The organism is Pseudomonas sp. TE3644 (genome assembly GCF_056278815.1).
In genome coordinates this window covers 4,523,846-4,546,012 of sequence record NZ_JBWBQF010000001.1, presented here as the reverse complement: position 1 = coordinate 4,546,012, position 22,167 = coordinate 4,523,846, and the positions used below count along the sequence as shown (strand labels likewise).

Sequence of the window (22,167 nt, the reverse complement as noted above, 5' to 3'; positions counted from 1 at the left end):
CCACCCAGGGGGTGGGGCTGGCTATTTGGGGTAGAGCGGCGGCAGCGCGCCGTTTTCGCCGACCGGCGCCTGCACCGCTTCGCTGGCCGGGATGGTGCCAATGGCGCGCCACAGTTCCTGGCCTTGCCAGTGCTGGCCGGTTTCGCTGTAGAGGGCGCCGTTGAGGCCGTCCAGGGCATCGGACAGCGGCACAAAGCGGGCGGCCATGTCGGCCAGGGTTTCGGGTTGTTGGCGCGCCCAGGCGTCCAGCGCCTGGCGGGTGGCCTGGGGGTCGTTGGCCAGGCATGCGCGCTTGAGATCGTCCAGCAGCGAACGTGGGCTGGGCCCGGTCTGTGCGGCGCGGGCCACCGCTGGCTGCGAGCGCGCGCGCCACCACAGCACGAAGCCGGCCAGGGTGGTCAGCGCCAGCATCAGGGTGCTCAGTTGCCACGGCCATACCAGCGGCGCCGCGCCGTTGCTGACGGCCGGGGTGTCGACGGCCAGCGTCGGGTTCTGCGCCACCTGCAAGGTGCGGGCGGGCAGGCTGGTGTGGTCCAGGTGGTCTTCCAGGGTGTTCCACCAGGTCACTTCGATGCTTGGCACTTCGATGGCGCCGTCACGGGCCGGGACCAGAGCCTCGCGCTCGTCACGGTTGCCGACCACGCCACGTTCGTTGACCTGGTTGTTCAGTTGCGGCTCGTCGGGGTAGCGGCGCAGGGCGATGTTGTCGGTGCCGGGCAGCGGCGGCAGCTGTGCCGAGGACAGGCCTTCGGCCTTGACGCTGAGGGTGCGGGTGAGTGAATCACCCACTTGCAGATGGTCGGGCTCGGGGTTCCAGCTGTCGCTCAGCTCCAGGCTGCGGGCCGGCAGCCACGGCGTGTCGTTGGGGTAGCTGGCCGGTTTGGGCTTGACCGTCAGGTTCATCACCGAGGACGTGACGTGCACCATCTTGCCCGGGTGCGGCGTGCTGTTGTCCTGCCCGGCGGGTGCCGGTTCGACCTCGGTGGCGCTGAAGGTCAGGGCGGGGATCTGCAGGCTGCCGCTGTGCTGCGGGAAAATCGCATAGCGGGTTTCGATCACGCCGTGGCGGATGCCGTTGATGAGTTTCTCGTAGGTACGCGTGTCGCCCACCGGCTCGATGCGTGCGTCGGCCAGCTGCAACGGCGTGAGGTTGCTGTCGTCGTACAGCGCCACCGAGTGGTAGACGCGCACGGTCAGCACGGCCTGGGCCTGCACGTAGACGCTGTTGGCGTCCAGGCTGGCCTCGATCGACACCGGCGCTTCGGTGTTGGCGTCCGGCGCTTGGCTGGCCTGCACTTGCAAGGCGATGGGTTCGCTGCGCAGGTCGCCGATCTGCAGCGCCGGGATCTGCATGGTGCCGGCCTGGCGCGGTGCCAGGGTGATCAGCCAGCGGGTGGTGGCCTGGCTGTCGGCGCCCAGGGTACGCAGTTGGTTGACCTGGCGGGTGTCACGCACATCGAAGTCGGCGTTCAAAGCGCTGAGGTCCGGCTTGCCGAACTGGGTCACGTCGGTGGTTTCCAGGGTCAGCACCAGGGTCTCGCCCACGGCCAGGCTGGCGCGGTCGACGCTGGCGGTCAGCACGGCGGCGTGGGCCTGGGTGGCCAGGAAGGCGACCAGCAGGGTAAGGGGCAGCACGCGTGTGCGACTCATCGGGTCTTTTCCTGATGTTGTTGCTGTTCATACCAGAATTTGCGCCGCAGCAGCTCCGCCGGATTATCGGGGATCTGCCGCAGCCATTGTTCCAGCGCCTGGCGCTGTTCGTCGGTCAGGTCGCCATCGGTGGGCGGCGGCGGGGCGAAAATCGGTGCCTGGTCGTCGGGCGTCTGGCTGCTGGCGGCTGCGCTGTCCGTGTCGCTGGCCGACGGGTTGTTGCTGTTGGCGTTGGTCTGCGACTGCGGCGGCGTGGTCGGCGGCGAGGTGGCGGTTTGCTGCGCTTGTTGGGCCTGCTGCGCGGCGGCGTCGGACTGGGCGTTCTGTGGCGGCGTGGCCGCGTTGTTGTGGGTGTTGGCCGCGTCGCGGGCAGCTTGGGCCGCGGCGTCGGCGGCGGCCTGGGCCTTGCGCCGCTGTTCGTTGAGCAATTGCTCTACCACGGCTTTGTTGCGCAGGGCCGGGCCCAGGTCGGCCTGGCGCTCCAGGGCCTGGTCGTAGGCGTCCAGCGCTGCTTCCAGCTCGCCGCTCATGGCCAGGGCGTTGCCGCGGTTGTAGTGGTCCTGGGCCTCGTTGCCTTCGGCGAAGTGCTGGGCGGCGCCAGCGTAGTCACCGGCACGGTACAAGGCGATGCCTTGCCATTGCGGGTCTTGAAAATGCTGGGCGGCCTCGGCGGGACGGCCCCGTTGCAGCAGGTGCTGGCCTTGCTGGTCGGGGCGCAGCCACAGGTCGTCCCAGGTGCCGGCAAAACTGTGCTGGGGCAGGTACAGCAGCAACGGCAGGCAGAACAGCCAGCCCCGGCGCCCGGCGCAGGCCGCCAACAACAGCAGGGGCAGCAGCAGCCAGTAACCCTGGTCGGCCCAGCTGTCCAGCTGCACGGTCTGACCGTTGCTGCGCAGGCTCAAGGGGCCATCCAGCAAGCCGAGTTCGCCCAGGTCGTCGTCTTCCAGGTGGGCCTGGCGGTACAGCCCGCCAACTTCGCCGGCGAAAGTCTTGAGGCCGATGTTGTCCAGGCGCGGCAGCAGGATCGCCCCTTGGGCGTCCTTGAGGTATTCACCCTGCTCGTCGCGCACGGGCGCGCCTTCGCGGGTGCCGATGCCCAGCATCAACAGGCGCGGGGCGTCACGGCCCAGGCGCTGGATGATGCCGTCGCGCTCGGCGTCGCTCAATGATGAGCCGATCAGCAGCAGGCGACCCTGGCCCAGGCCGGCCTGGTGCAGCAGGGTCAGGGCCTTCTCAACCGCCAGGTCGGCGCGATGGCCGCTTTGCGGCATGATCGCGGGTTTTACCGCGTCCAGCAGGTTGCGGCTGGTGGCCAGGTCGTCGGACAGCGGCACCAGTACGTGGGCGGAGCCGGCGTAGACGATGATCGCCGTCTGGGAATCGCGTCGCGCCTGCAAAAGGTCCAGCAGCTTGCGCTTGGCCTGCTCCAGGCGGGTGGGCGCCACGTCGGTGGCGAGCATGTCCGGGGTCAGCTCCAGCATCACCACCAACGGGTCGGCGGGTTTCTGCGTGGTCTGCTCCACGCGCTGCCAACTGGGGCCCAGCAGCGCCAGGGTGGCCAGCAGCCAGGCCAGGCCCAAGGCAATCCACGGTGTTTTGGTGCCGCGCCGGTGGGCGCCGCTCAGCAAGGTGGCGTGGAACGCCTGGGGCAGCAGCAGTTGCCAGCGGCCCAGGCGTTTTTCCCGGTGCCAGACTTTCCACAGCAGCCAGCCCAGCAGTGGCAGCAACGCCAGCCAGCCGGGGCGGAACCAGTGAGGCCAGAGGTCCATCATCGGCGCCTCCGCAGGCGCAGGCGCTTGAGGCGCTCGCGCCAATCGCTGGTGGGCGGCAGGAACGTGCGGCGCTGGGTCAGGCGCTGCCAGGGTGCATCCGGCCATTGCTCGCGCGCCACCAGCAGCAGACTGAACAGCAGCGCGGCGGCCAGGGGCCAGCTGTACAGCGCTTGCACCGGGCGGGCCTGGGTAGGTTGCTGCGTCACCGGTTCCAGGCGATCCAAGGTAGCGCCGATGGATTTCAGTTCGTTGCCGTCGCGGGCGCGGAAGTATTGACCGCCGGTCAGGCGGGCGATTTCGGTCAGGCTGGCTTCGTCCAGGTCCATGCTGGCGTTGATGCCCAGGGTGCCCAGCGCGCCGTCCTCGGACGGGTCGGCGCCGATGCCGATGGTGTAGATCTTCACGTGTTCTTCAGCGGCCAGTTTGGCGGCCGTCAGCGGGTGAATCTCGCCACCGTTGTTGGCGCCGTCGGTGACCAGGATCAGCACGCGGCTTTGGGCCGGGCGCAGGCGCAGGCGCTTGAGGCCCAGGCCGATGGCGTCGCCGATGGCGGTGTTCTTGCCGGCAATGCCGATGCGCGCCTCGTCCAGCCAGGTGCGCACGGTGTGCCGGTCAAAGGTCAGCGGCGCCTGCAGGTAGGCCTGGCTGCCGAACAGGATCAGGCCCACGCGGTCGCCCTTGCGGTGTTCCAAAAAGTCGCCCAGCAGGCGTTTGACCGCGGTCAGGCGGCTGACGTCTTCGTCGTCCCAGTGCATGTCGGGGTAGTCCATGGAGCCGGAGACATCCACTGCCACCAGCAAATCGCGGCCGCTGGCGGCAATCGGCAGCGGCTGGCCCAGCCATTGCGGGCGCGCGGCGGCGCCCAGCAGCAACAGCCACAGCAAAATCAGCGGGGCCTGCTGGCGCCAGCTGGGCAGGCTGATACGCGCACGGCGGCGCGACAGCCCCTCCAGCTCATCCAGAAAAGTGATCTTCAGCGACGGCTCGCCACTGTCGGCCACCGGCAGCAGCACGCGCATCAGCCAAGGCAGGGGCGCGAGGAGAAAGATCCACGGCCAGGCGAACTCAAACATGTTTGCGGATCCAGGTCTCGATCGACTGGTTCAGGCCGATGATGGCCTTGTCGTCGAGTTTGCATTCGGGCTTGTAGCCGCCTTCCACCAGGATCATCCAGCGCGTCAGGCCCGCAGCGGGGCAGCGGTTGTCGAGGAAGGCCAGCCACTGGCGGCCGTTGAGCGTGTGGCTGTGGGCGTTGGGGTAATGGTTGCGGCACAGGCGCTTGAGCAGGGCGTTGATCTGCTGCAGCCAGGCGCCGGCCGGGGCGCCGTCGTAGGGTTTGGGCAGGCGCGCCAGTTCGGCCAGGGCTTCCAGGCGCATGGGGTCCAATGGCTGTTCGATGGGCGCGGCCGGTTTGCGCCGCGGCAGAAAACGGCGCAGGCGCCACAGGCCATAGCCCAGTACCGGCAACAGGGCCAGCAGCACCCACCAGCCAGGCGCCGGCGGCCACAGGCCGGGCGGTGGCGGGGTGATCAGTGGTTGCAGTTCGTCCAGGCTGCTCATTGGCTTTTGCCTGGTTTGTGCGGGTTCAGGTAGGCGCGCAGTTGCTCGATCATCTCGCTTTGCGTGCTCAGGGAAATCATCAGCACCCGCAGCTTCTGCGCCAGGCGTTCCCAGCGCGCAATGCGGGCTTCGCCCTGGGCACGGTAGGCCTGGCGCAGGTCGGGGTTGAGGGTATCCAGTTCCAGCTGGGCGCCGCGTTGGGCAAAGCGCAGCAAGCCGGCGGCGGGCAGGGCGTGGTCCAGCGGGTCGGACAGCGGCAACAGCAACAGGTCGCAGTGGCGCGACAGCAGGCTCAACTGTTGTTCGGCGGCATCGCTCAAGGCGCGCTCGTCACAGATGATGAACGCCAGGCTGCCGGGGCGCAGCACCTCGCGGGCGCGGCGCAGGGCCATGCTCAGGGCTTCGTCGTCATGGGGGCTGTCGGGGTGCAGCGAGTGGTTGACCCGCACCAGGCGATTGAGCAGTTGCAGCAGGCTTTGCTTGCTGCGCCGCGGTTTGACCTCGTAGAACTCGCCGCCGCCGTACACCAGGCCGCCGATGCGGTCGTTGTGGCCCAGGGCGGCCCAGCCGATCAGCGCGGCGGCCTGGGCGGCCAGCACTGACTTGAACATCAGCCCCGAACCGAAGAACAGTCGCTGGCTCTGTTCCACCAGGATGTAGATAGGCCGCTCGCGCTCCTCGTGGAACAGCTTGGTGTGCGGCTCCTGGGTGCGCGCAGTCACGCGCCAGTCGATGCTGCGCACGTCGTCGCCCGCCTGGTACACGCGCACCTGGTCAAAATCCACACCGCGCCCGCGCAGCTTGGAGTGGTGCAGGCCGATCAGCGGGCTGCGCTGGCCAGGGGTGGAAAACAGCTGCACCTCGCGCACGCGGTGACGCATCTCGATCAGCTCGGCAAGGCTGACACGAATCCCGGGCGCGGGCTGCTGGGGGTTGGACATGCTGGTCAAGCGACGGCGACGACGTCGAGAATGCGCTGGATCACCCGATCCTGATCGATACCGGCGGCTTCCGCCTCGAAGGACAGGATGATGCGGTGGCGCAGCACGTCGAACAGCACCGCCTGGATATCCTCGGGGCTGACGAAATCACGCCCGGCTAGCCAGGCGTGGGCCCGCGCGCAGCGGTCCAGGGCGATGGAGCCGCGCGGGCTGGCGCCGTAGGCGATCCACTCGGCCATTTCCGGGTCGAATTTGCTCGGCGTGCGCGTGGCCATCACCAGCTGCACCAGGTATTCCTCCACGGCGTCGGCCATGTACAGCCCGAGGATTTCCTTGCGCGCGGCAAAAATGGCCTGCTGGCTGACGCGGCGCTCCGGCTTGGTCTCGCCATTGAGCGCCTCGCCGCGGGCCTGCTGCAGGATGCGTCGCTCGACCGCGGCATCCGGAAAGCCGATTTTCACGTGCATCAGGAAGCGGTCCAGCTGCGCCTCGGGCAGCGGGTAGGTGCCTTCCTGCTCGATGGGGTTCTGGGTGGCCATGACCAGGAACAGCGGCGACAGCTCGTAGGTGCTGCGGCCGACGCTGACCTGGCGCTCGGCCATGGCTTCCAGCAGCGCCGACTGCACTTTGGCCGGGGCGCGGTTGATCTCGTCGGCGAGCACCAGGTTATGGAAAATCGGGCCCTGCTGGAACACGAAGCTGCCGGTTTCTGGGCGATAGATCTCGGTGCCGGTGATGTCGGCGGGCAGCAGGTCGGGGGTGAACTGGATGCGGTGGAACTGTGCTTCGATGCCTTCCGCCAGTTCCTTGATGGCCTTGGTCTTGGCCAGCCCAGGTGCGCCTTCGACCAGCATGTGGCCGTCAGCCAGCAGCACGATCAGCAGGCGGTCGATCAGTTTTTCCTGGCCGAGGATCTGGGTGGAGAGAAAGGTTCGCAGCGCGATCAGCGCTTCACGATGTTCCATCGATGAAGGTTCCTGGAGAAGGTGACCGGGTACGCCAAGATAACGCCCGGGCCGGGGGCATTACTTTAATCTATCCGGGCCTTGCAGGACTAACGCTGACAGCAAATTCTTTACGGTTTGCGGTGGGATCGACAGCCTGGATCGCGTCGCCTGCATCGCGGCCAAGGCCGGCTCCTACCACGGACGGCGTAGGAGCCGACTTTAGTCGCGATGCAGACGACGCGGTTTCAAGGCGAGGCGGGGCAGCGCACGCCGCATCAAGGCTTGCTGGTAGTGCTCGACGGGCTGTCGGGCTTGGTGTTGCTGTTGCCCATGGAGCTGCCTTCCGGGTTGCCGCCCACCGGTTTGATCGGTTGGCTGCCGGCGGGCATGTTGGGCGCAGCCGAACCATCGGTGTTGCCGTTTTGCATGCGTGTGCCGGTGCCGCTGGGCACGCCTATCTCCGCAGGCGTGGTGCCGATGGCGCCGTTGGGGTTGGCCGGGTTGGTGGGGCCGGTGCTGTCATCGGCGTAAGCGCCTGCGCTTAGCAGGGTGGTCAGGGCCAGGGCGGCCCAGCGAGAGGTATTCATGAACAGTCTCCTTTTCATGATCGCTACAGGCGTTGGGCCATGGCGCTGCGCCCATGGTGCCCACGGGCCGACCAGCGGTTGACGGTGCTGGGCCGGGCGCGCTATGTTTCAAGGCATGAACCCATTCCCGTCGCAGCCAGCCATGAGCATTATTATTACCGCCATTCCTCATCTGGCGGGCTAGCTGCTGCACCCAAACCCGCCCTTGTGGCGGGTTTTTCCTGAACGTCACAGGGCTCCGATCACCGCACCGGAGACGCCCCATGAGTGACACCGACACCGCCCAGCTGGCCTATTACGCCCGCAAGACCCTGGAAGCCAAGGTCTATGACCTGGCCATCGAGACGCCCCTGCAAGTGGCCGCGGCGCTGTCCTTGCGCCTGGGCAACCGTATCCTGCTCAAGCGCGAAGACCTGCAACCCACTTACTCCTTCAAGATCCGTGGCGCCTGCAACAAGCTGGCGCAGTTGACGGCGGCCGAGCGCGCGGCGGGCGTGGTCACCGCTTCAGCGGGCAACCACGCCCAGGGCGTGGCGCTGGCGGCGCGGGGAGCTGGGCATCAAGGCAACCATCGTGATGCCGCAAACCACCCCGCAGTTGAAGATCGACGGCGTGCTGTCGCGCGGCGGCAACGCCGTGCTGCACGGCGCCGCCTTCCCCCAGGCCCTGGCCCACGCGCTGGAGTTGGCCAAGGACGGCATGACCTTCGTGCCGCCCTTCGATGACCCGGACGTGATCGCCGGGCAGGGCACCGTGGCCATGGAGATACTGCGCCAGCAACCCGACCAGCTGGACGCCATCTTCGTCCCGGTGGGCGGTGGTGGGCTGATCGCCGGCATCGCCGCCTACGTCAAATACCTGCGTCCGCAGATCCGTGTCATCGGTGTCGAGTCCGAGGGTTCCAATTGCTTGCAGGCGGCCATGGCGGCGGGGGAACGGGTGGTGCTGGGCCAGGTGGACACCTTCGCCGACGGCGTGGCGGTGGCGCAGATCGGTGCCCATTGCTTCGACATCTGTCGGCGCTGGGTGGATGAGGTGATCACGGTGAGCAATGACGAACTGGGGGCGGCGATCAAGGATATCTACGATGACACGCGGTCCATCACCGAGCCGTCGGGGGCGCTGGCGGTGGCGGGGATCAAGCGGTACGTGGCCACACGAGGGGTGCGCGGGCAGACGCTGGTAGCGATCGATTCGGGGGCGAACGTGAATTTTGATCGGCTGGGGGATTTTGCCGAGCGGGCGATGCGGTGTGGTGGGCAGGTGGTTTTGGGGTGAACCTTTCCCGAGCTTCGCTCGGTCCCACACCTGTCGCGGCAGTGGTGCCAGTGAGGCAAAGCTTTTAGCCTTTGGTGGCACCGCAGTTAGACCTGCGTTGCCTCCAAGAGCTAAGTGCTTTGCCTCACTGACACCACTGCCGCGACAGGTGTGGGACCGAGCAAAGCTCGGGAAGCGGCCACCGCGATCACACGACCAGCGACAACAACATGATAAACGCCAACGCCACCACGGACAGGATGGTTTCCATCATGCTCCAGGTCTTGAAGGTTTCCGCCACGGTCATGTTGAAGTACTGCTTCACCAGCCAGAAACCCGCGTCGTTCACGTGGGACAGGATCACCGAACCGGCACCGGCAGCCAACACCAGCAGCTCACGCGGCACGCCCGGAATCAGGTCCACCACCGGCGCAACAATACCGGCACCGGTAATGGTGGCCACGGTCGCCGAACCGGTAGCGATACGAATCACCGCCGCCACCAGCCAGGCCAGCAGAATCGGCGACACATGGGCCTGCACGGCCATTTCACCAATCACGTTGCCCACGCCGGTGTCCACCAGCATCTGCTTGAAGCCGCCACCGGCGCCCACGATCAGAATGATCGCCGCGGTCGGTGCCAGGCTCTGGTCCAGCAGCTTCATGATTTTGGCGCGGTCAAAACCACGGGCAAAACCGAAGGTGTAGAAGGCCAGCAGCAGGGCGGCCAGCAGGGCGGTGATCGGGTGACCGATCAGGTCCATCCACTGACGGAAGATGTGGTCAGCCGGCACGAACACGTCGGCGAAGGTTTTCAGCAGCATCAGGAACACCGGCAGCAGCACGGTGATCAGGGTCACGCTGAAGCTGGGCAGGTTTTCGTGCTGCGATTCCTTGGCGATCTGGTCCATCAGTTCGGTGGACGGGTTGCCCGGCACGTACTTGGAGATGAAGCTGCCGAACAGCGGGCCGGCGATGACGGCCGTCGGCAGGCCGACGATCAGGCCGTAGAAAATGGTCTTGCCGATGTCAGCCTTGAAGATGCCGATGGCCAGCAGCGGGCCCGGGTGCGGCGGCACCAGGCCGTGGACCACGGACAGGCCGGCCAGCAGCGGGATACCGATCTTGACCAGCGACACGCCCGAACGCCGGGCCACGATGAACACCAGCGGGATCAGCAGCACGAAGCCGATTTCGAAGAACAGCGGGATGCCCACCAGGAAGGCCGAGCACATCATGGCCCAGTGCACTTTCTGTTTGCCGAAGGCGCGGATTAACGTTTGCGCGATCTGGTCAGCACCGCCCGAATCCGCCATCAGCTTGCCCAGCATGGTGCCCAGGGCCAGTACGATGCCGACGAAGCCCAGCACGCCGCCGAAGCCGTCCTGGAAGGATTTCATCACCTTGGCCACCGGCATGCCGGACGTCAGCCCCAGGAAACCTGCGGCGATGGTCAGCGCCACGAAGGGGTGGATCTTGAATTTGGTGATCAGCAGTACCAGGCCGACGATGGTAATCAGCGCGTCGAGCAGCAGGTAGGTGTTAGTCGGTAGACCCAGCATCGGGGTATGCCTCTTCTTGTTGTGGTCGGAGCAATACTAGTTGAGGTAGCGCTGTCTTGTGCGGGCTCATAAAATCAGGCCGACTGCGACAGCGAGTCGTCTTGGTTGTGCAGCCAGGCGTCGACCTTGTCGGCCAGGGTGGCGATGGGCAGCGTCGCGTCCAGTGGCAGGGTCAACACTTCGCCGCGGGGCGATTCCAGGGTGGCGAACTGGCTGTCGATCAGGCTGGCCGGCATGAAATGGCCCGGGCGGTGAGAAACGCGGTCAGCTGCTTCCTCGCGGGTCAATTCCAGGAACACAAAGCCCAGGTTAGGCACGGCCGCGCGCAATTTGTCGCGATACGCCAGTTTCAGCGCCGAACAGGTCAGGATCGCGCGCTCGCCGCTGGCCACGCACGCACTCATTTCCTCGCCGAGGCGGGTCAGCCAGCCGGCGCGGTCATCGTCGTTGAGGGGGATACCAGCAGACATTTTTTCGATATTGGCGGCAGGGTGGAACACGTCACCTTCAATCAGGCGACCTCCGCTACGGTGACAGATGGCATCGCCGACGCTGCTCTTGCCGCAGCCCGCAACACCCATCACCACGATCGCGGAAAGAGGGAAAACCATCGGTATCTCCTGCAGGAACAGCGCGTGCAGGGGATCCTTGGAAGGCTACCCCGGCGGCAACTGCGCCCTGATCTTATTGATATGTTTTGAGCAGCCCTTGCTCGGGGAGTTGCACACGATGAAATAATTTCATCATTGCCCTGTGCTAAAGACAGCGCTACCTTAGCCGCCACCCCTATTAATGGCAAGTCGAAAACAATAAGAACCATGACCCGCACCGGCTCCCGCACTACCGGTCGCCCGACGCTTTCCGAGGTCGCACGGCTGTCCGGCGTTTCTCCCATTACGGCTTCCCGCGCCCTGCGAGGCGTGACCACCGTGGCCCCTGAACTGGCCATGAAAGTGCACGAAGCCGCTCTGCAACTGGGTTACGTGGCCAACCCGGCCGCCCGCGCGCTGGCCTCGGCGCAGAGCCAGTCCATTGTGGTGTTGATCCCGTCGCTGTCCAACCAGCTGTTCATCGACACCTTGGAAGCCATTCATGATGTGATGCGCCCACGGGGCCTGGAAGTGCTGATCGGCAACTCCCACTACGACATTCATGAAGAAGAAAACCTGATCCGCAACTACCTGGCCTACCAGCCCAGGGGCATGCTGCTGACCGGTTTCGAGCGCACCGAGGCCTCGCGGCGCATGCTGGCGGCCAGCGGCGTGCCGCGGGTGCACATGATGGAACTGGATGCCACGCCGGGGATTGCCTCGGTGGGCTTTTCCCAGGAACAGGCCGGCGCCGTGGCCGCCCGCCACTTGCTCAGCCGTGGCCGCAAGCGTCTGGCTTACATTGCCGCGCAGCTCGACCCACGGGTATTGCAGCGTGGCGATGGCTTCCGCCAGGCGTTGCAGGCGGCGGGGTGTTTCGACCCGGCGCTGCAATTGATGGCGCCGACGCCGTCGTCCATTGGCCTGGGCGGTGAGCTATTCAACGACCTGTTGCGCCGGCATCCGGACGTCGACGGTATCTTCTTCTGCAACGACGACCTGGCCCAGGGCGCGATCCTTGAAGCTTCGCGTCAGGGCTTGAAGATTCCCGAGCAGGTGGCGATGGTCGGCTTCAACGACCTGCCTGCCTCGGCGCACCTGGTGCCACGCCTCACCTCCATCCGCACACCGCGCGCGGCCATTGGCCGCCAGGCAGCGCATTTGCTGCTGGGCTTGCTGGACGGCAAGCCAGCGGCGCAGGCCACCCAGGACCTGGGTTTTGAGCTGGTGGTGCGTGAAAGCTGAGGCAAACCCCGTAGCCGCTGCCGCCAGGCTGCGCTGGCCTGTGTGAACCCTGAAGATTGACAGCGAGGCTCAGGGCCAGCGCAGCCTGGCGGCAGCGGCTACAGAGGTGGCCTGATGGCGCTTTGCTTGCAAGGCCGCGCGCGCTGACTATGCTCTGCTGTTGAACCACCCGCACAGGGAATGTCGCGCCCGCAATCTCCCCCCCAAAGCCCCATTCCATTCGTCGTGCCCCGAAGTGCGTTGTTTCTGCCATTAACAGTCACGTGACGCTTGAGGTCTTCGAACCATGTTTGACTCCCACCGCAAAGCTGATCTGGCGGAAATCGCTCGCCTGACCCAAGAGCTGGAACACGCCCATGCACGCCTGGCCGCGATCAGTCGATCAATGGCCATGATCGAATTCAGCCCCGAAGGGCTGATCCTCGACGCCAACGCCAACTTCTGCAAAACCATGGGCTATGCCGTGGACGAGATCCGCGGCAAGCATCACCGACTGTTCTGCGAAGACGGTTTTCACAAAAGCGAGGAATACCAGCGCATGTGGCAGGCGCTGCAGCGCGGCGAGGCCTTGAGCGGCACCTTCGAGCGCCTGGACAAAAACAAGCGCGAAGTGTGGCTGGAGGCCAGTTACATGCCGGTATTGGGCCCCAACCGTGAAGTGCGCAGCGTGATCAAGGTGGCCGCCGATATTTCCGATCGAGTCCATGACGAGCATGAAAGCGAGAGCAAACTCAAGGCGATCGGGCGTTCCATGGCGGTGATCGAATTCAGCCCGGACGGCCGGGTGATCACCGCCAATGACAACTTCCTGCAAGCCATGCACTACTCGCTCAATGAGGTGGTGGGCCAGCATCACAGCCTGTTCTGCACCCGCACCGAGGCCGAGTCACCGAACTATAAGTCCTTCTGGGCTTCGTTGAATCGCGGCGAATATCACTCGCACCGTTTCGAACGGGTCGACAAGCATGGCCGGGTGGTGTTTCTGGAAGCGTCCTACAACCCGATTTTCGACCCCCATGGGCGGCTATATAAAGTCGTGAAGTTCGCCAGCGATATTACCTCGCAGATCAACACCCAGCAGTCGGCAGCCGAGGCGGCCCATGCCACTTCGGTGCAGAACGACGCCTGCGCGCAGAAGGGTTCCAGCGTTGTGCGGCAGACGGTGGACGTGATCCGCGAGATCTCCAACGACCTCAACGAGGCGGCGCGCAGCATCGATGCGGTGAACAAGCAATCGGAAAGCATCGGCAAGATCGTGCAGACCATTCGCGGCATTGCCGACCAGACCAACCTGTTGGCCCTCAATGCTGCCATCGAAGCGGCCCGCGCTGGCGAGCATGGGCGTGGGTTCGCCGTGGTGGCCGATGAGGTGCGCACCCTGGCGGCGCGCACCAGCCAGGCCACGGTGGAGATTGTCGACGTGGTGCGGCAGAACCAGAATCTGTCCCTGAGCGCGGTGGCCAGCATGCAGTCCAGCCTGAGCCGCACGGGCTTGGGGGTGGAACTGGCCAATGAGGCGGGGGAAGTGATTCTGGAAATTCAGGAAGGGTCGCGGCATGTGGTGGATGCGATCAGTCAGATCAACTCCACGTTGCAACTGCACTGACGCCTGCTAGGTAGGCGGCGGTCGGGCCGACGTCATCGCGACTAAAGTCGGCTCCTACGCGGACGGCGTAGGAGCCGACTTTAGTCGCGATGCAGGCACCGCGCTTCCAAGCCAAGTGCCGCTATGGGGTTCGCGGTGTAGTGGGGGGCACAGGCCACGCCGGCATCTCGCCGCGCACGCCCTCATACCATTTGCCCATCTGCAGCAGCCATTCATCTGCAAACCGCGGCCCCACCATCTGCAATCCCACCGGCATGCCCGCGTCGGTAAACCCGCAGTTGATCGACAACGCCGGTTGCTCGCCCATGTTCCACGGCAGGGTAAACACAATGTGCTCGAACGGTTTGCGCGGGTCATTGCCGGGCGACGGCCAGTCGGCCGGGAAGGCGTCGACCTGGTTGGTGGGGCACAGCAGCAGGTCCACTTCATCGAACACGGCGGCGGCGCGGCGGCGCATTTCGAAGGTCTGGTTGAACCCCTGCACGGCGTCCACGGCGCTCAAGTCGGCGGCAGGCGCTGCCCACTCACGGATGTAAGGCAGCACTTTTTCGAAACGCTCGCCGCTCAAGGCACTGAGTTCGGCCCACTGCCGTGCCCGCCAGAACCGGTCCATGCCATCGAGCAAGGTGCGGTCCATCAATGGCGCGACGCTTTGCAAGCGAGCGCCATGGGCCTGGAACAGTTTGGCGGCGGCCTCCACCAATGCGCAGGTGCGTGCCGACGGGCTAAACCCCACGCCGGGGTCCAGCAGCAACCCCACCCGCAAGCCGCGCAGCGACGGCGGCGCCAGTTTCCAGTCCAGCGCCTGGGGCATCAGGCTGGTGGCGTCGCGGCTGTCGGGCAGGGACAGGTAGCGCATCAGCAGGGCGCAGTCATCCAGGGTGCGGGTCATCGGCCCGGCGCAGCGGCCGGTGTAGTACGGGTCGATGGGGATGCGTCCCAGGGTCGGCTTGAAGCCCACCAATCCGCACCAGCCAGCCGGCAGGCGTACCGAGCCGCCGATGTCGGTGCCCACGTGCAAGGGCCCGTAACCGGCTGCCGCCGCGGCCGCAGCGCCGGAACTGGAGCCACCGGTGTTATTGGCCAGGTTCCAGGGGTTGCGAGTGACGCCATGGAAGCTGGACAGCCCCGAGGACAGCATGCCGAAGTCCGGCACTGTGGTTTTGCCCAGCACGATGGCCCCGGCCTCGCGCAGGCGCGCGGCGGGAGGGGCGTCTTGAGTCGCGGGTTGCAGCACGGTGGCGGCGCTGCCCATGGGGATGGGCTGGCCTTGGGTAGCGATCAGCTCCTTCAGGGTTACCGGCACGCCATCCAGCGGCCCGCGCGGCAAGCCCCGCGCCCAGCGCTCGGTGGCGCCGCGGGCCTGCTCCATGATGCCTTGCGGGTCGAAGTCCCACAGCGCGTTGATGTGCGGTTCCCAGTGACCGATGTGATCCACCAGATGCTGGTAGTACTCCAGCGGTGACAACGTCTTGCTGGCGAATTGAGTCAGCAGTTGCGCTGCCGGCAGATCATGCAGATCGCTCATCACCCTCACTCCCTGAACGTGGCGTTGCAGCAAGCGTAGCCCAACCCCGTAGCCGCTGCCGACAGGCTGCGCTGGCCCTCATTCGCACTGCGGATGTTCAGCGTACTCGGGGGCCAGCGCAGCCTGGCGGCAGCGGCTACGGGTCAGTGGGCGATGTTTTCCAGGGCCAGGTTGCGGGTTTTCGGGCCGAAGCCGCCAATGGTCAGGGTCACGATCAGCATGCTGCTGACAATAAATGCCAACACCCCTGGCGTGCCGAAGTGTTCCAGGAAAAAGCCGATCATCAGGCTGCTGAACACTGTCGACAACCGGCTGAACGAGTAACAGAAGCCCACCGCCCGCGCGCGGATGTGCGTGGGGAACATCTCGCTTTGATACGAGTGGTAGCTGAAGGTCAGCCAGGCGTTGCAGAAAGTGATCATCACCCCGCACACAATCAGCCCCGCCGCGCTGGTCTGGAAAGCGAACAGGGTACCGAACAGCATGGTGCCCAGGGCCGAGCCGACGATCTGCCATTTGTTCTCGAAGCGGTTGGCGATGCGCACGAACAGCAGCGGCCCCAGCGGGTAGGCCAGGGTGATGACAAAGGCGTAGCCCAGGCTGTGGGTAATGCTCACGCCCTGGCCCGACAGCAGTGCCGGCAGCCAATTGCCGAAGCCGAAGAAGCCGATGGCCTGGAAGATATTGAACACGATCAGCATCAGCGCACGGCGGCGGTAGGGCGGCTGCCAGATGTCGCGGAAGTGCCCTTGGGCCTCGACCGGCACGGTTTCCAGTTGCGGTTCGGGCAACGCTTGGCCATGGTCGCGCGTGCAGCGCGCTTCGATGGGGGCGAGGATGGCTTCGGCTTCATCGAAGCGCCCGTGCTGGGCCAGCCAGCGCGGCGACTCGGGCAGGCGCGAGCGCAACCACCAGATGATCAGCGCGAACAGCGCACTGGCCAACACCACCCAGCGCCAGCCGGACACGCCCAGCGGCGCCTGGGGCACCAGCCACCAGGACATCAATGCCACGGCCGGCACCGACAGAAACTGCACGAAAAAGGCAAAGGCGAACGCTGAGCTGCGCATGCGCTTGGGCACCAGCTCCGACAGGTAGGCGTCGATGGTCACCAACTCGATGCCCAAGCCGATACCCACGAAGAACCGGCACACAATCAGCCCCAACGCGCTGCTTTGCAGCCCCATGACCACGGTGGCCACGGTGTACCAGATCAGCGCGAAGGTGAAGATGGCCCGGCGGCCGAAGCGGTCGGCGATAGGGCTGAGCAGGCTGGCGCCGAAAAACAGGCCCAGGAAGGTGGCGGCAGCGAACGCAGCCTGGTCGGACAGGCCGAACACACCCTGGTTGCCTGCAGCGAAGATGCCGTCGCGGATCAGACCGGGGCTGATGTAGGCGGTTTGGAACAGGTCGTACAGCTCGAAAAATCCGCCGATCGACAGCAGCGCCACCAGCTTCCACAGCGTCGCCACGGCGGGCAGGCGGTCGATACGCGCCGAGATCAGGGTGGCGCGGTCGGGGGAGGTGAGGGTGGACATGGGCAGGCATCCGAGCGGGTGGAGCGGGGATGATACTGATTGTTGCGAGGTGGGTGGTTGCTAGTTTCTTGTTGCTTTCGATGAATATCGGACTTTTATTGCTGTTGTTGTGGTCAGGATGGTGTGTATAGCCAGTTAGGGCCTCTCGCGAGCAAGCTTTGCTCCCACAGTGTTGAACCGGCCGCGGTGGACGGCTTGGCACTGGGTAACCTGTAGCAGCGGCCGTCAGGCCGCGTCACTGACGCCGCGCACTGTCTGATCCGCCGCGCCGCCTGTGACGCAGCCTTCGGCAGCTGCTACAGAGGTGCGGCGTACGCTGTGGGAGCAAAGCTTGCTCGCGAGAGGCCCTTACAGGCACCCCAAAGCCAGGCTATTCGTCGCTATCGGGCAACTGATTAAGGTACTTGCTGCGGTCGGGCGTAAAGGTCACCACCATTCCCGTGCGGGTGCACGTCAATGTGGTCTCACGGTCGGCATGCACGCACAGGTCCTCGCCGCGCAAGCCCTGCCACTGCGCCAGGTACTTCAGCGCACCAAATTTCTCCTTCTTTTTCAGCGCCCGGCTGACGCCGCCTTTCCAGCCCAGCACCGGCAGTTCGCCGGCGCGGCATTGCTCCACCAGGGTGGGCATTTTATCGGCGCGTTCACGGCCTATTTCCCAGCAGCGGATCAGGCCTTGGTCTGGGCCCTGCCAGGTTTGCTCCCAGGTCATTTTGGCGCGCACGGGGATATTTATTTCACGGGTTACCAGCATGTTCGGGGCTTTTCCTTGAGCGCTTGAATTTTATGGATCCAAAAATATCTCAAACGATAGTCACAATGCCACCATGCTGAGCAATCAAATGCGAAGCCTGTCACCGATCGCCGGTGGAGCCAGGCGACAAGCTATATCGTTATGCATTAACGATATTTAAATTTCGGTTCTTATGCCTATAGAGTTTGCTCATCACCTACTCGTACTCAATAGCCAGAGCCGGAGCCCAGCATGTCCGCCTTATCTTTCGCCCCCCTGCCGTCCCAGACCTTCGAAGTCCGCCCCCTGCAAGGCCTGGTGGGCGCCGAGATCGTTGGCCTGGACTTGAGCCGGCCGCTCAACGACGAAGACTTCGCCCGCGTGCATCGTGCGCATCTGGACTACCACTTGGTGGTGTTCCGCGACCAGCGCATCACCCCGCAACAGCAGATCGATTTCAGCCGCCGCTTCGGCGTGCTGCAGATCCACGTGCTCAAGCAGTTCCTGCTGGCCAACCACCCGGAAATCCTCATCGTCTCCAACATCGTCGAGAACGGCCAGCCGGTCGGCCTGGGCGATGCCGGCAAATACTGGCACTCGGACCTGTCCTACAAGGAACTGCCGAGCCTGGGTTCCATGCTGTACGCCCAAGAGCTGCCGAGCGAAGGCGGCGACACCCTGTTCGCCGACATGCACCGCGCCTGGGACAGCCTGCCGCAACACTTGCAGGATGCCGTGCAGGGCAAGCAAGCCGTGCACTCGTACACCGCCCGCTACAGCGAGGGCAAGAACGCCGCCAACTGGCGCCCGACCCTGACCGCCGAGCAGCTGGCCCAGGTGGTGACCGTTAGCCATCCGGTGGTGCGCACCCACCCTGAGAACGGCCGCAAGGCGCTGTTCGTCAGCGAAGGTTTCACCACGCACATCGTCGGCCTGCCGGAAGACGAGAGCCGCGACATCCTCAACCAGCTGTACGCCCACAGCGTGCGTCCGGAGAACGTCTACCGCCACCAGTGGCAGGCCCACGACATGGTGTTCTGGGACAACCGTTCGCTGATCCACCTGGCTGCCGGCACCCCCGAGCACCTGCGCCGCAAGCTGCACCGCACCACTATCCAGGGCGATGCGCCGTTCTGATCCGGGAGTCACCATGAACGCTGTACTGCAAGGCCACACGGCCAGCGATGTATTACCTGCGCACGCAGGCCATCAGGCGACCCCTGAAGTCCTGCTGCAAGTGAACAACGTCAGTCTCGAATACCGCACCCCCGAACGCGTGGTGCGGGCCACCCATCAGGTCAGTTTCGAAGTGGATCGCAGCGATCGCTTCGTGCTGCTGGGCCCGTCGGGCTGCGGCAAGTCGACCCTGCTCAAGGCGGTGGCCGGCTTTATCAAGCCCAGCGAGGGCGAGATCCGCCTGGGTGGCGCGACCGTCACCGAGCCGGGCCCGGACCGCATTGTGGTGTTCCAGGAATTCGACCAGTTGCCCGCGTGGAAAACCGTGCTGGAGAACGTCATGTTCCCGCTGCTGGCCTCGCGCACCCTCAAGCGTAAGGAAGCCGAGGAGCGGGCGCGCCATTACCTGGAAAAGGTCGGCCTCAGCGCCTTCGCCAACGCCTACCCGCACACCCTGTCCGGCGGTATGAAGGCCCGTGTGGCCATTGCCCGCGCGCTGGCCATGCAGCCCAAGATCCTGCTGATGGACGAGCCCTTCGCCGCCCTCGACGCCTTGACCCGGCGCAAGATGCAGGAAGAGCTGCTGGAGCTGTGGGACGAGGTGCGTTTCACTTTGCTGTTCGTCACCCACTCCATCGAGGAGGCGCTGGTGGTGGGCAACCGCATCCTGTTGCTGTCGCCGCACCCGGGCCGGGTGCGCGCTGAAATCAACAGCCACGAATATGATTTGCAGAGCCTCGGCGGCGTGGCCTTCCAGGCCAGTGCCCAGCGGATTCACCGGTTGCTGTTCGACGAGGCCCAGGGCCCGGTCGAGCAGGACCTGGGTTTCCACGACATCCGCATCGCCTACTGACACCGGAGCCTTGCCATGAGCCTGCAATCGCCTGTGCGCGCCGAATACGAAATCGAGCTTGAACCCTTCACCCAGGCGGCGCTGACCCGGGACATTTCCCTGACCCAGCGCATCTGGCAACAGGGCTGGGTGCGCAAGACCGTGATCATGATCGCCCTGGCGCTGATCTGGGAAATCGCCGCGCGCATCCAGAACAACGACCTGCTGCTGCCCAGCTTCCTGCAGACCGCCCATGCCTTCATTGACGGTATCGCCACCGGCGAGCTGCTGGGCAAGGTGTGGATCTCGCTGACCGTACTGATCAAGGGCTACCTGATCGGCATCGTCCTGGCCTTTGGCCTGACCACGCTGGCGGTGTCGACCCAACTGGGGCGCGACCTGCTCAGCACCCTGACCGCCATGTTCAACCCGCTGCCAGCCATCGCGTTGCTGCCGCTGTCGCTGCTGTGGTTCGGCCTGGGCGACAACAGCCTGATCTTCGTGCTGGTGCACTCGGTGCTGTGGGCGCTGGCGCTCAATACTTACTCGGGCTTCCTGGCCGTCTCGGAAACCCAGCGCATGGCCGGCCGCAACTACGGCCTGCGTGGCCTGCGGTTTGTCTGGTACATCCTGATCCCGGCCGCGCTGCCGTCGATCCTGGCGGGCCTGAAGATTGGCTGGGCGTTCGCCTGGCGCACCCTGATCGCCGCTGAGTTGGTGTTCGGTGCCTCGTCCGGCAAGGGCGGCCTGGGCTGGTACATCTTCCAGAACCGCAACGAGCTGTACACCGACAAGGTCTTTGCCGGCCTGGCTGCCGTGATCATCATCGGCCTGCTGGTGGAAAACCTGCTGTTCAACACCTTCGAGCGCCTGACCATCAAGAAATGGGGCATGCAGCGCTGATACGCCACTCTCTCCACTAAATACGTGAGCATTCAAATGGCCAAGTTATCCCGCCTTTCCATCGCCCTGGGGCTTATCGGTGCCGTGCTCGGCACCAGCGCCCACGCCGAAGGCAAGATCAGCATCGCCCAGCAGTTCGGCATCGGTTACCTGATCCTCGACGTGGTGCGCGACCAGCACCTGATCGAGAAGCACGGCAAGGCCGAAGGCATCGACATCACCGTGGACTGGAACAGCATCTCCGGCGCCACCGCCATGAACGAAGCGCTGTTGGCCGGCGCCCTGGACGTGGTATCGGCCGGCGTGCCGCCGATGCTGACCATCTGGGACCGCACCAAGGGCCGCCAGAACGTCAAGGCCATCGCCTCGCTGGGCTCGATGCCCAACTACCTGCTGACCAACAACCCCGCCATCAAGACCCTGAAAGACTTCACCGACAAGGACCGCATCGCCGTGCCGGCCGCCGGCGTCGGCTTCCAGTCACGCACCCTGCAGATCGAAACCGCCAAGGTGTTCGGCGACGCCGACTTCAAGCGCTTCGACAACTACTCGGTAAGCATCCCGCACCCTGACGCCACCTCGGCGCTGATCGCCGGCAGCTCGGAAATCACCGCGCACTTCTCCAGCCCGCCGTTCCAGTACCAGGAACTGGAAAACCCGAAAGTGCACAAGGTGCTCAGCTCGTACGACGTACTGGGTGGCCAGGCGACGTTCAACGTGCTGTACACCACGCAGAAATTCCACGACGAGAATCCCAAGACCTACAAGGCCTTCTACGACGCGTTGGCTGAAGCGTCGCAGTACATCAAGGCGAACAAGACCGAGGCGGCGAAGACCTATATCCGGGTGGAGCAGTCGAAGTTGCCTTTGGAACTGGTGGAGAAAATCGTCAATGACCCGGAGATCGACTTCACCATCGTGCCGCAGCGTACTGGGGTGTATGCCGATAAATTGAATGAGCTGGGCGTGTTGAAGAACAAGGCCGCCAGTTGGAAGGATTTCTTCTTTGAAGAGGCGCATGGTGGCGCTGGTAGCTGAGTGCTCACGCTGATTGTGGTTTGAATGGGTGGGAGCGGGCTCTGCCCGCGAAGCATACGCCGCAGTGCATCAGACAGTGCGCGGTGACTTCTTCGCGGGCAGAGCCCGCTCCCACAAAGCCCCCCCCGCGCCAGGGCGACCATTGAATTTTCTGCGCAAAATCCAGTATCAGATCTGTTCCTCGCTCCAGCCCTCCTTGGCCTTCAATGAGTTAATCCTGTGGAGGAGGCAAGGATGCCCATCTACCAATCTCAAAAACTGCGCCGGTACCGTTCTTCCGAATGCGGCCGACCCTATCTGCTGACCACTGCCACGCAGGGCAGACTGCCCGTTTTCTCTGATCTGTGGCTGGGTCGAATTCTTGTCATGCAGATGCGTGAGGCGCAGCAACAAGGCCTTGTCCAGTCGCTTGCCTGGGTGATCATGCCTGATCATCTGCACTGGCTGGTCGAGCTCAGGCAGGGTTCGTTGGATGGACTCATGCGTCAGGTGAAATCGAAGTCCACCAAGGCGATTAACCGTCGTATCGGCAGAAGCGGCGCGCTGTGGCAGTCAGGGTTTCATGACCGGGCGTTGAGGCGGGAGGAGGATATGAAGGCTGTGGCGCGGTATATCGTTGCCAATCCTTTGCGCGCGGGCCTGGCCAGGAATATTGAAGATTATTCGTTGTGGGATGCTTGTTGGGTTTGAGGGGGATTGGGTT

At 64.8% G+C, this 22,167-nt stretch carries 18 protein-coding genes and 3 pseudogenes; 9 read left to right on the top strand and 12 right to left on the bottom strand.

Features of this window, described 5'->3' with window-relative positions:
- Positions 1-21: 21 nt before the first annotated feature.
- The 7 genes from ACZ9GA_RS19955 to ACZ9GA_RS19925 all read right to left on the bottom strand — a co-directional run bounded on the left by ACZ9GA_RS19955 (position 22) and on the right by ACZ9GA_RS19925 (position 7,457).
- Positions 22-1,650, bottom strand: coding sequence for a BatD family protein (locus ACZ9GA_RS19955; protein WP_457361086.1), 1,629 nt, complete (start codon positions 1,648-1,650; stop codon positions 22-24).
- Positions 1,647-3,422, bottom strand: coding sequence for a VWA domain-containing protein (locus ACZ9GA_RS19950; protein WP_457361087.1), 1,776 nt, complete (start codon positions 3,420-3,422; stop codon positions 1,647-1,649). Before ACZ9GA_RS19950 ends, ACZ9GA_RS19955 begins: the two co-directional genes overlap by 4 nt.
- On the bottom strand, positions 3,419-4,495 hold the full coding sequence (locus tag ACZ9GA_RS19945) for a vWA domain-containing protein (protein WP_457361088.1): 1,077 nt from the start codon (positions 4,493-4,495) through the stop codon (positions 3,419-3,421). The genes ACZ9GA_RS19950 and ACZ9GA_RS19945 overlap by 4 nt, the downstream gene beginning before the upstream one ends.
- A complete protein-coding gene (locus ACZ9GA_RS19940; protein WP_457361089.1) occupies positions 4,488-4,982 on the bottom strand; it encodes a DUF4381 domain-containing protein in 495 nt (164 codons plus the stop codon). Before ACZ9GA_RS19940 ends, ACZ9GA_RS19945 begins: the two co-directional genes overlap by 8 nt.
- Positions 4,979-5,923: a DUF58 domain-containing protein gene (locus ACZ9GA_RS19935; RefSeq protein ID WP_457361090.1), complete on the bottom strand. Its 945-nt coding sequence runs from the start codon at positions 5,921-5,923 to the stop codon at positions 4,979-4,981. Before ACZ9GA_RS19935 ends, ACZ9GA_RS19940 begins: the two co-directional genes overlap by 4 nt.
- 5 nt (positions 5,924-5,928) lie before the next feature.
- Positions 5,929-6,888 carry an AAA family ATPase gene (locus ACZ9GA_RS19930; protein WP_027977521.1) on the bottom strand — a complete coding sequence of 320 codons (960 nt, stop codon included), beginning with the start codon at positions 6,886-6,888 and terminating at the stop codon, positions 5,929-5,931.
- 257 nt (positions 6,889-7,145) lie between these two features.
- Positions 7,146-7,457, bottom strand: a complete 312-nt coding sequence (locus ACZ9GA_RS19925) for a hypothetical protein (RefSeq protein WP_457361091.1) — start codon at positions 7,455-7,457, stop codon at positions 7,146-7,148.
- 241 nt (positions 7,458-7,698) lie between these two features.
- Here ACZ9GA_RS19925 and ilvA point away from each other — a divergent pair.
- Positions 7,699-8,702 (top strand): annotated as a pseudogene (ilvA, locus tag ACZ9GA_RS19920) (threonine ammonia-lyase, biosynthetic); the annotation flags it as partial.
- Between the two features lie 220 nt (positions 8,703-8,922).
- Here the strand turns inward: ilvA and ACZ9GA_RS19915 are convergent.
- Both ACZ9GA_RS19915 and ACZ9GA_RS19910 read right to left on the bottom strand, forming a co-directional pair.
- Positions 8,923-10,275 (bottom strand): GntP family permease, encoded by a 1,353-nt coding sequence (locus ACZ9GA_RS19915; RefSeq protein WP_027977523.1) that lies wholly within the window; start codon positions 10,273-10,275, stop codon positions 8,923-8,925.
- A gap of 74 nt (positions 10,276-10,349) precedes the next feature.
- Positions 10,350-10,886 (bottom strand): gluconokinase, encoded by a 537-nt coding sequence (locus ACZ9GA_RS19910; RefSeq protein ID WP_027977524.1) that lies wholly within the window; start codon positions 10,884-10,886, stop codon positions 10,350-10,352.
- Positions 10,887-11,093: 207 nt separating this feature from the next.
- Between ACZ9GA_RS19910 and gntR the strand changes: the two genes are divergently transcribed.
- From gntR to ACZ9GA_RS19895, 3 genes and pseudogenes are all read left to right on the top strand, one after another.
- Positions 11,094-12,110, top strand: a complete 1,017-nt coding sequence (gene gntR / locus ACZ9GA_RS19905) for an HTH-type transcriptional regulator GntR (RefSeq protein ID WP_455921426.1) — start codon at positions 11,094-11,096, stop codon at positions 12,108-12,110.
- Between the two features lie 286 nt (positions 12,111-12,396).
- Positions 12,397-13,179: pseudogene (locus tag ACZ9GA_RS19900) on the top strand (PAS domain-containing protein); the annotation flags it as partial.
- Positions 13,180-13,362: 183 nt separating this feature from the next.
- Positions 13,363-13,716 (top strand): annotated as a pseudogene (locus ACZ9GA_RS19895) (methyl-accepting chemotaxis protein); the annotation flags it as partial.
- A gap of 121 nt (positions 13,717-13,837) precedes the next feature.
- Here ACZ9GA_RS19895 and ACZ9GA_RS19890 read toward each other — a convergent pair.
- The 3 genes from ACZ9GA_RS19890 to ACZ9GA_RS19880 all read right to left on the bottom strand — a co-directional run bounded on the left by ACZ9GA_RS19890 (position 13,838) and on the right by ACZ9GA_RS19880 (position 17,536).
- The gene (locus ACZ9GA_RS19890) at positions 13,838-15,244 is read right to left on the bottom strand and encodes an amidase (RefSeq protein ID WP_457361092.1); all 1,407 of its coding nucleotides are present in this window, start codon (positions 15,242-15,244) and stop codon (positions 13,838-13,840) included.
- A gap of 143 nt (positions 15,245-15,387) precedes the next feature.
- Positions 15,388-16,782 (bottom strand): MFS transporter, encoded by a 1,395-nt coding sequence (locus ACZ9GA_RS19885; RefSeq protein WP_457361093.1) that lies wholly within the window; start codon positions 16,780-16,782, stop codon positions 15,388-15,390.
- A gap of 370 nt (positions 16,783-17,152) precedes the next feature.
- Entirely contained in the window at positions 17,153-17,536 is a 384-nt protein-coding gene (locus ACZ9GA_RS19880) for a hypothetical protein (protein WP_457361094.1), read from the bottom strand.
- Positions 17,537-17,767: 231 nt separating this feature from the next.
- Here ACZ9GA_RS19880 and ACZ9GA_RS19875 point away from each other — a divergent pair, with 231 nt between their 5' ends.
- The 5 genes from ACZ9GA_RS19875 (at position 17,768) to ACZ9GA_RS19855 (ending at position 22,154) form a co-directional block, all read left to right on the top strand.
- Positions 17,768-18,652, top strand: a complete 885-nt coding sequence (locus tag ACZ9GA_RS19875; RefSeq protein WP_457361095.1) for a TauD/TfdA dioxygenase family protein — start codon at positions 17,768-17,770, stop codon at positions 18,650-18,652.
- A 13-nt stretch (positions 18,653-18,665) separates the two neighbouring features.
- A complete protein-coding gene (locus ACZ9GA_RS19870) occupies positions 18,666-19,544 on the top strand; it encodes an ABC transporter ATP-binding protein (protein ID WP_457361096.1) in 879 nt (292 codons plus the stop codon).
- A 15-nt stretch (positions 19,545-19,559) separates the two neighbouring features.
- Entirely contained in the window at positions 19,560-20,426 is an 867-nt protein-coding gene (locus tag ACZ9GA_RS19865; RefSeq protein ID WP_457361097.1) for an ABC transporter permease, read from the top strand.
- 36 nt (positions 20,427-20,462) lie between these two features.
- Positions 20,463-21,464, top strand: coding sequence for an ABC transporter substrate-binding protein (locus ACZ9GA_RS19860; RefSeq protein WP_457361098.1), 1,002 nt, complete (start codon positions 20,463-20,465; stop codon positions 21,462-21,464).
- Positions 21,465-21,698: 234 nt separating this feature from the next.
- A complete protein-coding gene (locus tag ACZ9GA_RS19855; RefSeq protein WP_457361099.1) occupies positions 21,699-22,154 on the top strand; it encodes an REP-associated tyrosine transposase in 456 nt (151 codons plus the stop codon).
- Positions 22,155-22,167 lie beyond the last annotated feature (13 nt).

Coding starts and splice junctions, on each gene's coding strand:
- ACZ9GA_RS19955 (WP_457361086.1), bottom strand. CDS start 1,650: ATGAGTCGCACACGCGTGCTGCCCCTTACCCTGCTGGTCGCCTTCCTG.
- ACZ9GA_RS19950 (WP_457361087.1), bottom strand. CDS start 3,422: ATGATGGACCTCTGGCCTCACTGGTTCCGCCCCGGCTGGCTGGCGTTG.
- ACZ9GA_RS19945 (WP_457361088.1), bottom strand. CDS start 4,495: ATGTTTGAGTTCGCCTGGCCGTGGATCTTTCTCCTCGCGCCCCTGCCT.
- ACZ9GA_RS19940 (WP_457361089.1), bottom strand. CDS start 4,982: ATGAGCAGCCTGGACGAACTGCAACCACTGATCACCCCGCCACCGCCC.
- ACZ9GA_RS19935 (WP_457361090.1), bottom strand. CDS start 5,923: ATGTCCAACCCCCAGCAGCCCGCGCCCGGGATTCGTGTCAGCCTTGCC.
- ACZ9GA_RS19930 (WP_027977521.1), bottom strand. CDS start 6,888: ATGGAACATCGTGAAGCGCTGATCGCGCTGCGAACCTTTCTCTCCACC.
- ACZ9GA_RS19925 (WP_457361091.1), bottom strand. CDS start 7,457: ATGAATACCTCTCGCTGGGCCGCCCTGGCCCTGACCACCCTGCTAAGC.
- ACZ9GA_RS19915 (WP_027977523.1), bottom strand. CDS start 10,275: ATGCTGGGTCTACCGACTAACACCTACCTGCTGCTCGACGCGCTGATT.
- ACZ9GA_RS19910 (WP_027977524.1), bottom strand. CDS start 10,886: ATGGTTTTCCCTCTTTCCGCGATCGTGGTGATGGGTGTTGCGGGCTGC.
- gntR (WP_455921426.1), top strand. CDS start 11,094: ATGACCCGCACCGGCTCCCGCACTACCGGTCGCCCGACGCTTTCCGAG.
- ACZ9GA_RS19890 (WP_457361092.1), bottom strand. CDS start 15,244: ATGAGCGATCTGCATGATCTGCCGGCAGCGCAACTGCTGACTCAATTC.
- ACZ9GA_RS19885 (WP_457361093.1), bottom strand. CDS start 16,782: ATGTCCACCCTCACCTCCCCCGACCGCGCCACCCTGATCTCGGCGCGT.
- ACZ9GA_RS19880 (WP_457361094.1), bottom strand. CDS start 17,536: ATGCTGGTAACCCGTGAAATAAATATCCCCGTGCGCGCCAAAATGACC.
- ACZ9GA_RS19875 (WP_457361095.1), top strand. CDS start 17,768: ATGTCCGCCTTATCTTTCGCCCCCCTGCCGTCCCAGACCTTCGAAGTC.
- ACZ9GA_RS19870 (WP_457361096.1), top strand. CDS start 18,666: ATGAACGCTGTACTGCAAGGCCACACGGCCAGCGATGTATTACCTGCG.
- ACZ9GA_RS19865 (WP_457361097.1), top strand. CDS start 19,560: ATGAGCCTGCAATCGCCTGTGCGCGCCGAATACGAAATCGAGCTTGAA.
- ACZ9GA_RS19860 (WP_457361098.1), top strand. CDS start 20,463: ATGGCCAAGTTATCCCGCCTTTCCATCGCCCTGGGGCTTATCGGTGCC.
- ACZ9GA_RS19855 (WP_457361099.1), top strand. CDS start 21,699: ATGCCCATCTACCAATCTCAAAAACTGCGCCGGTACCGTTCTTCCGAA.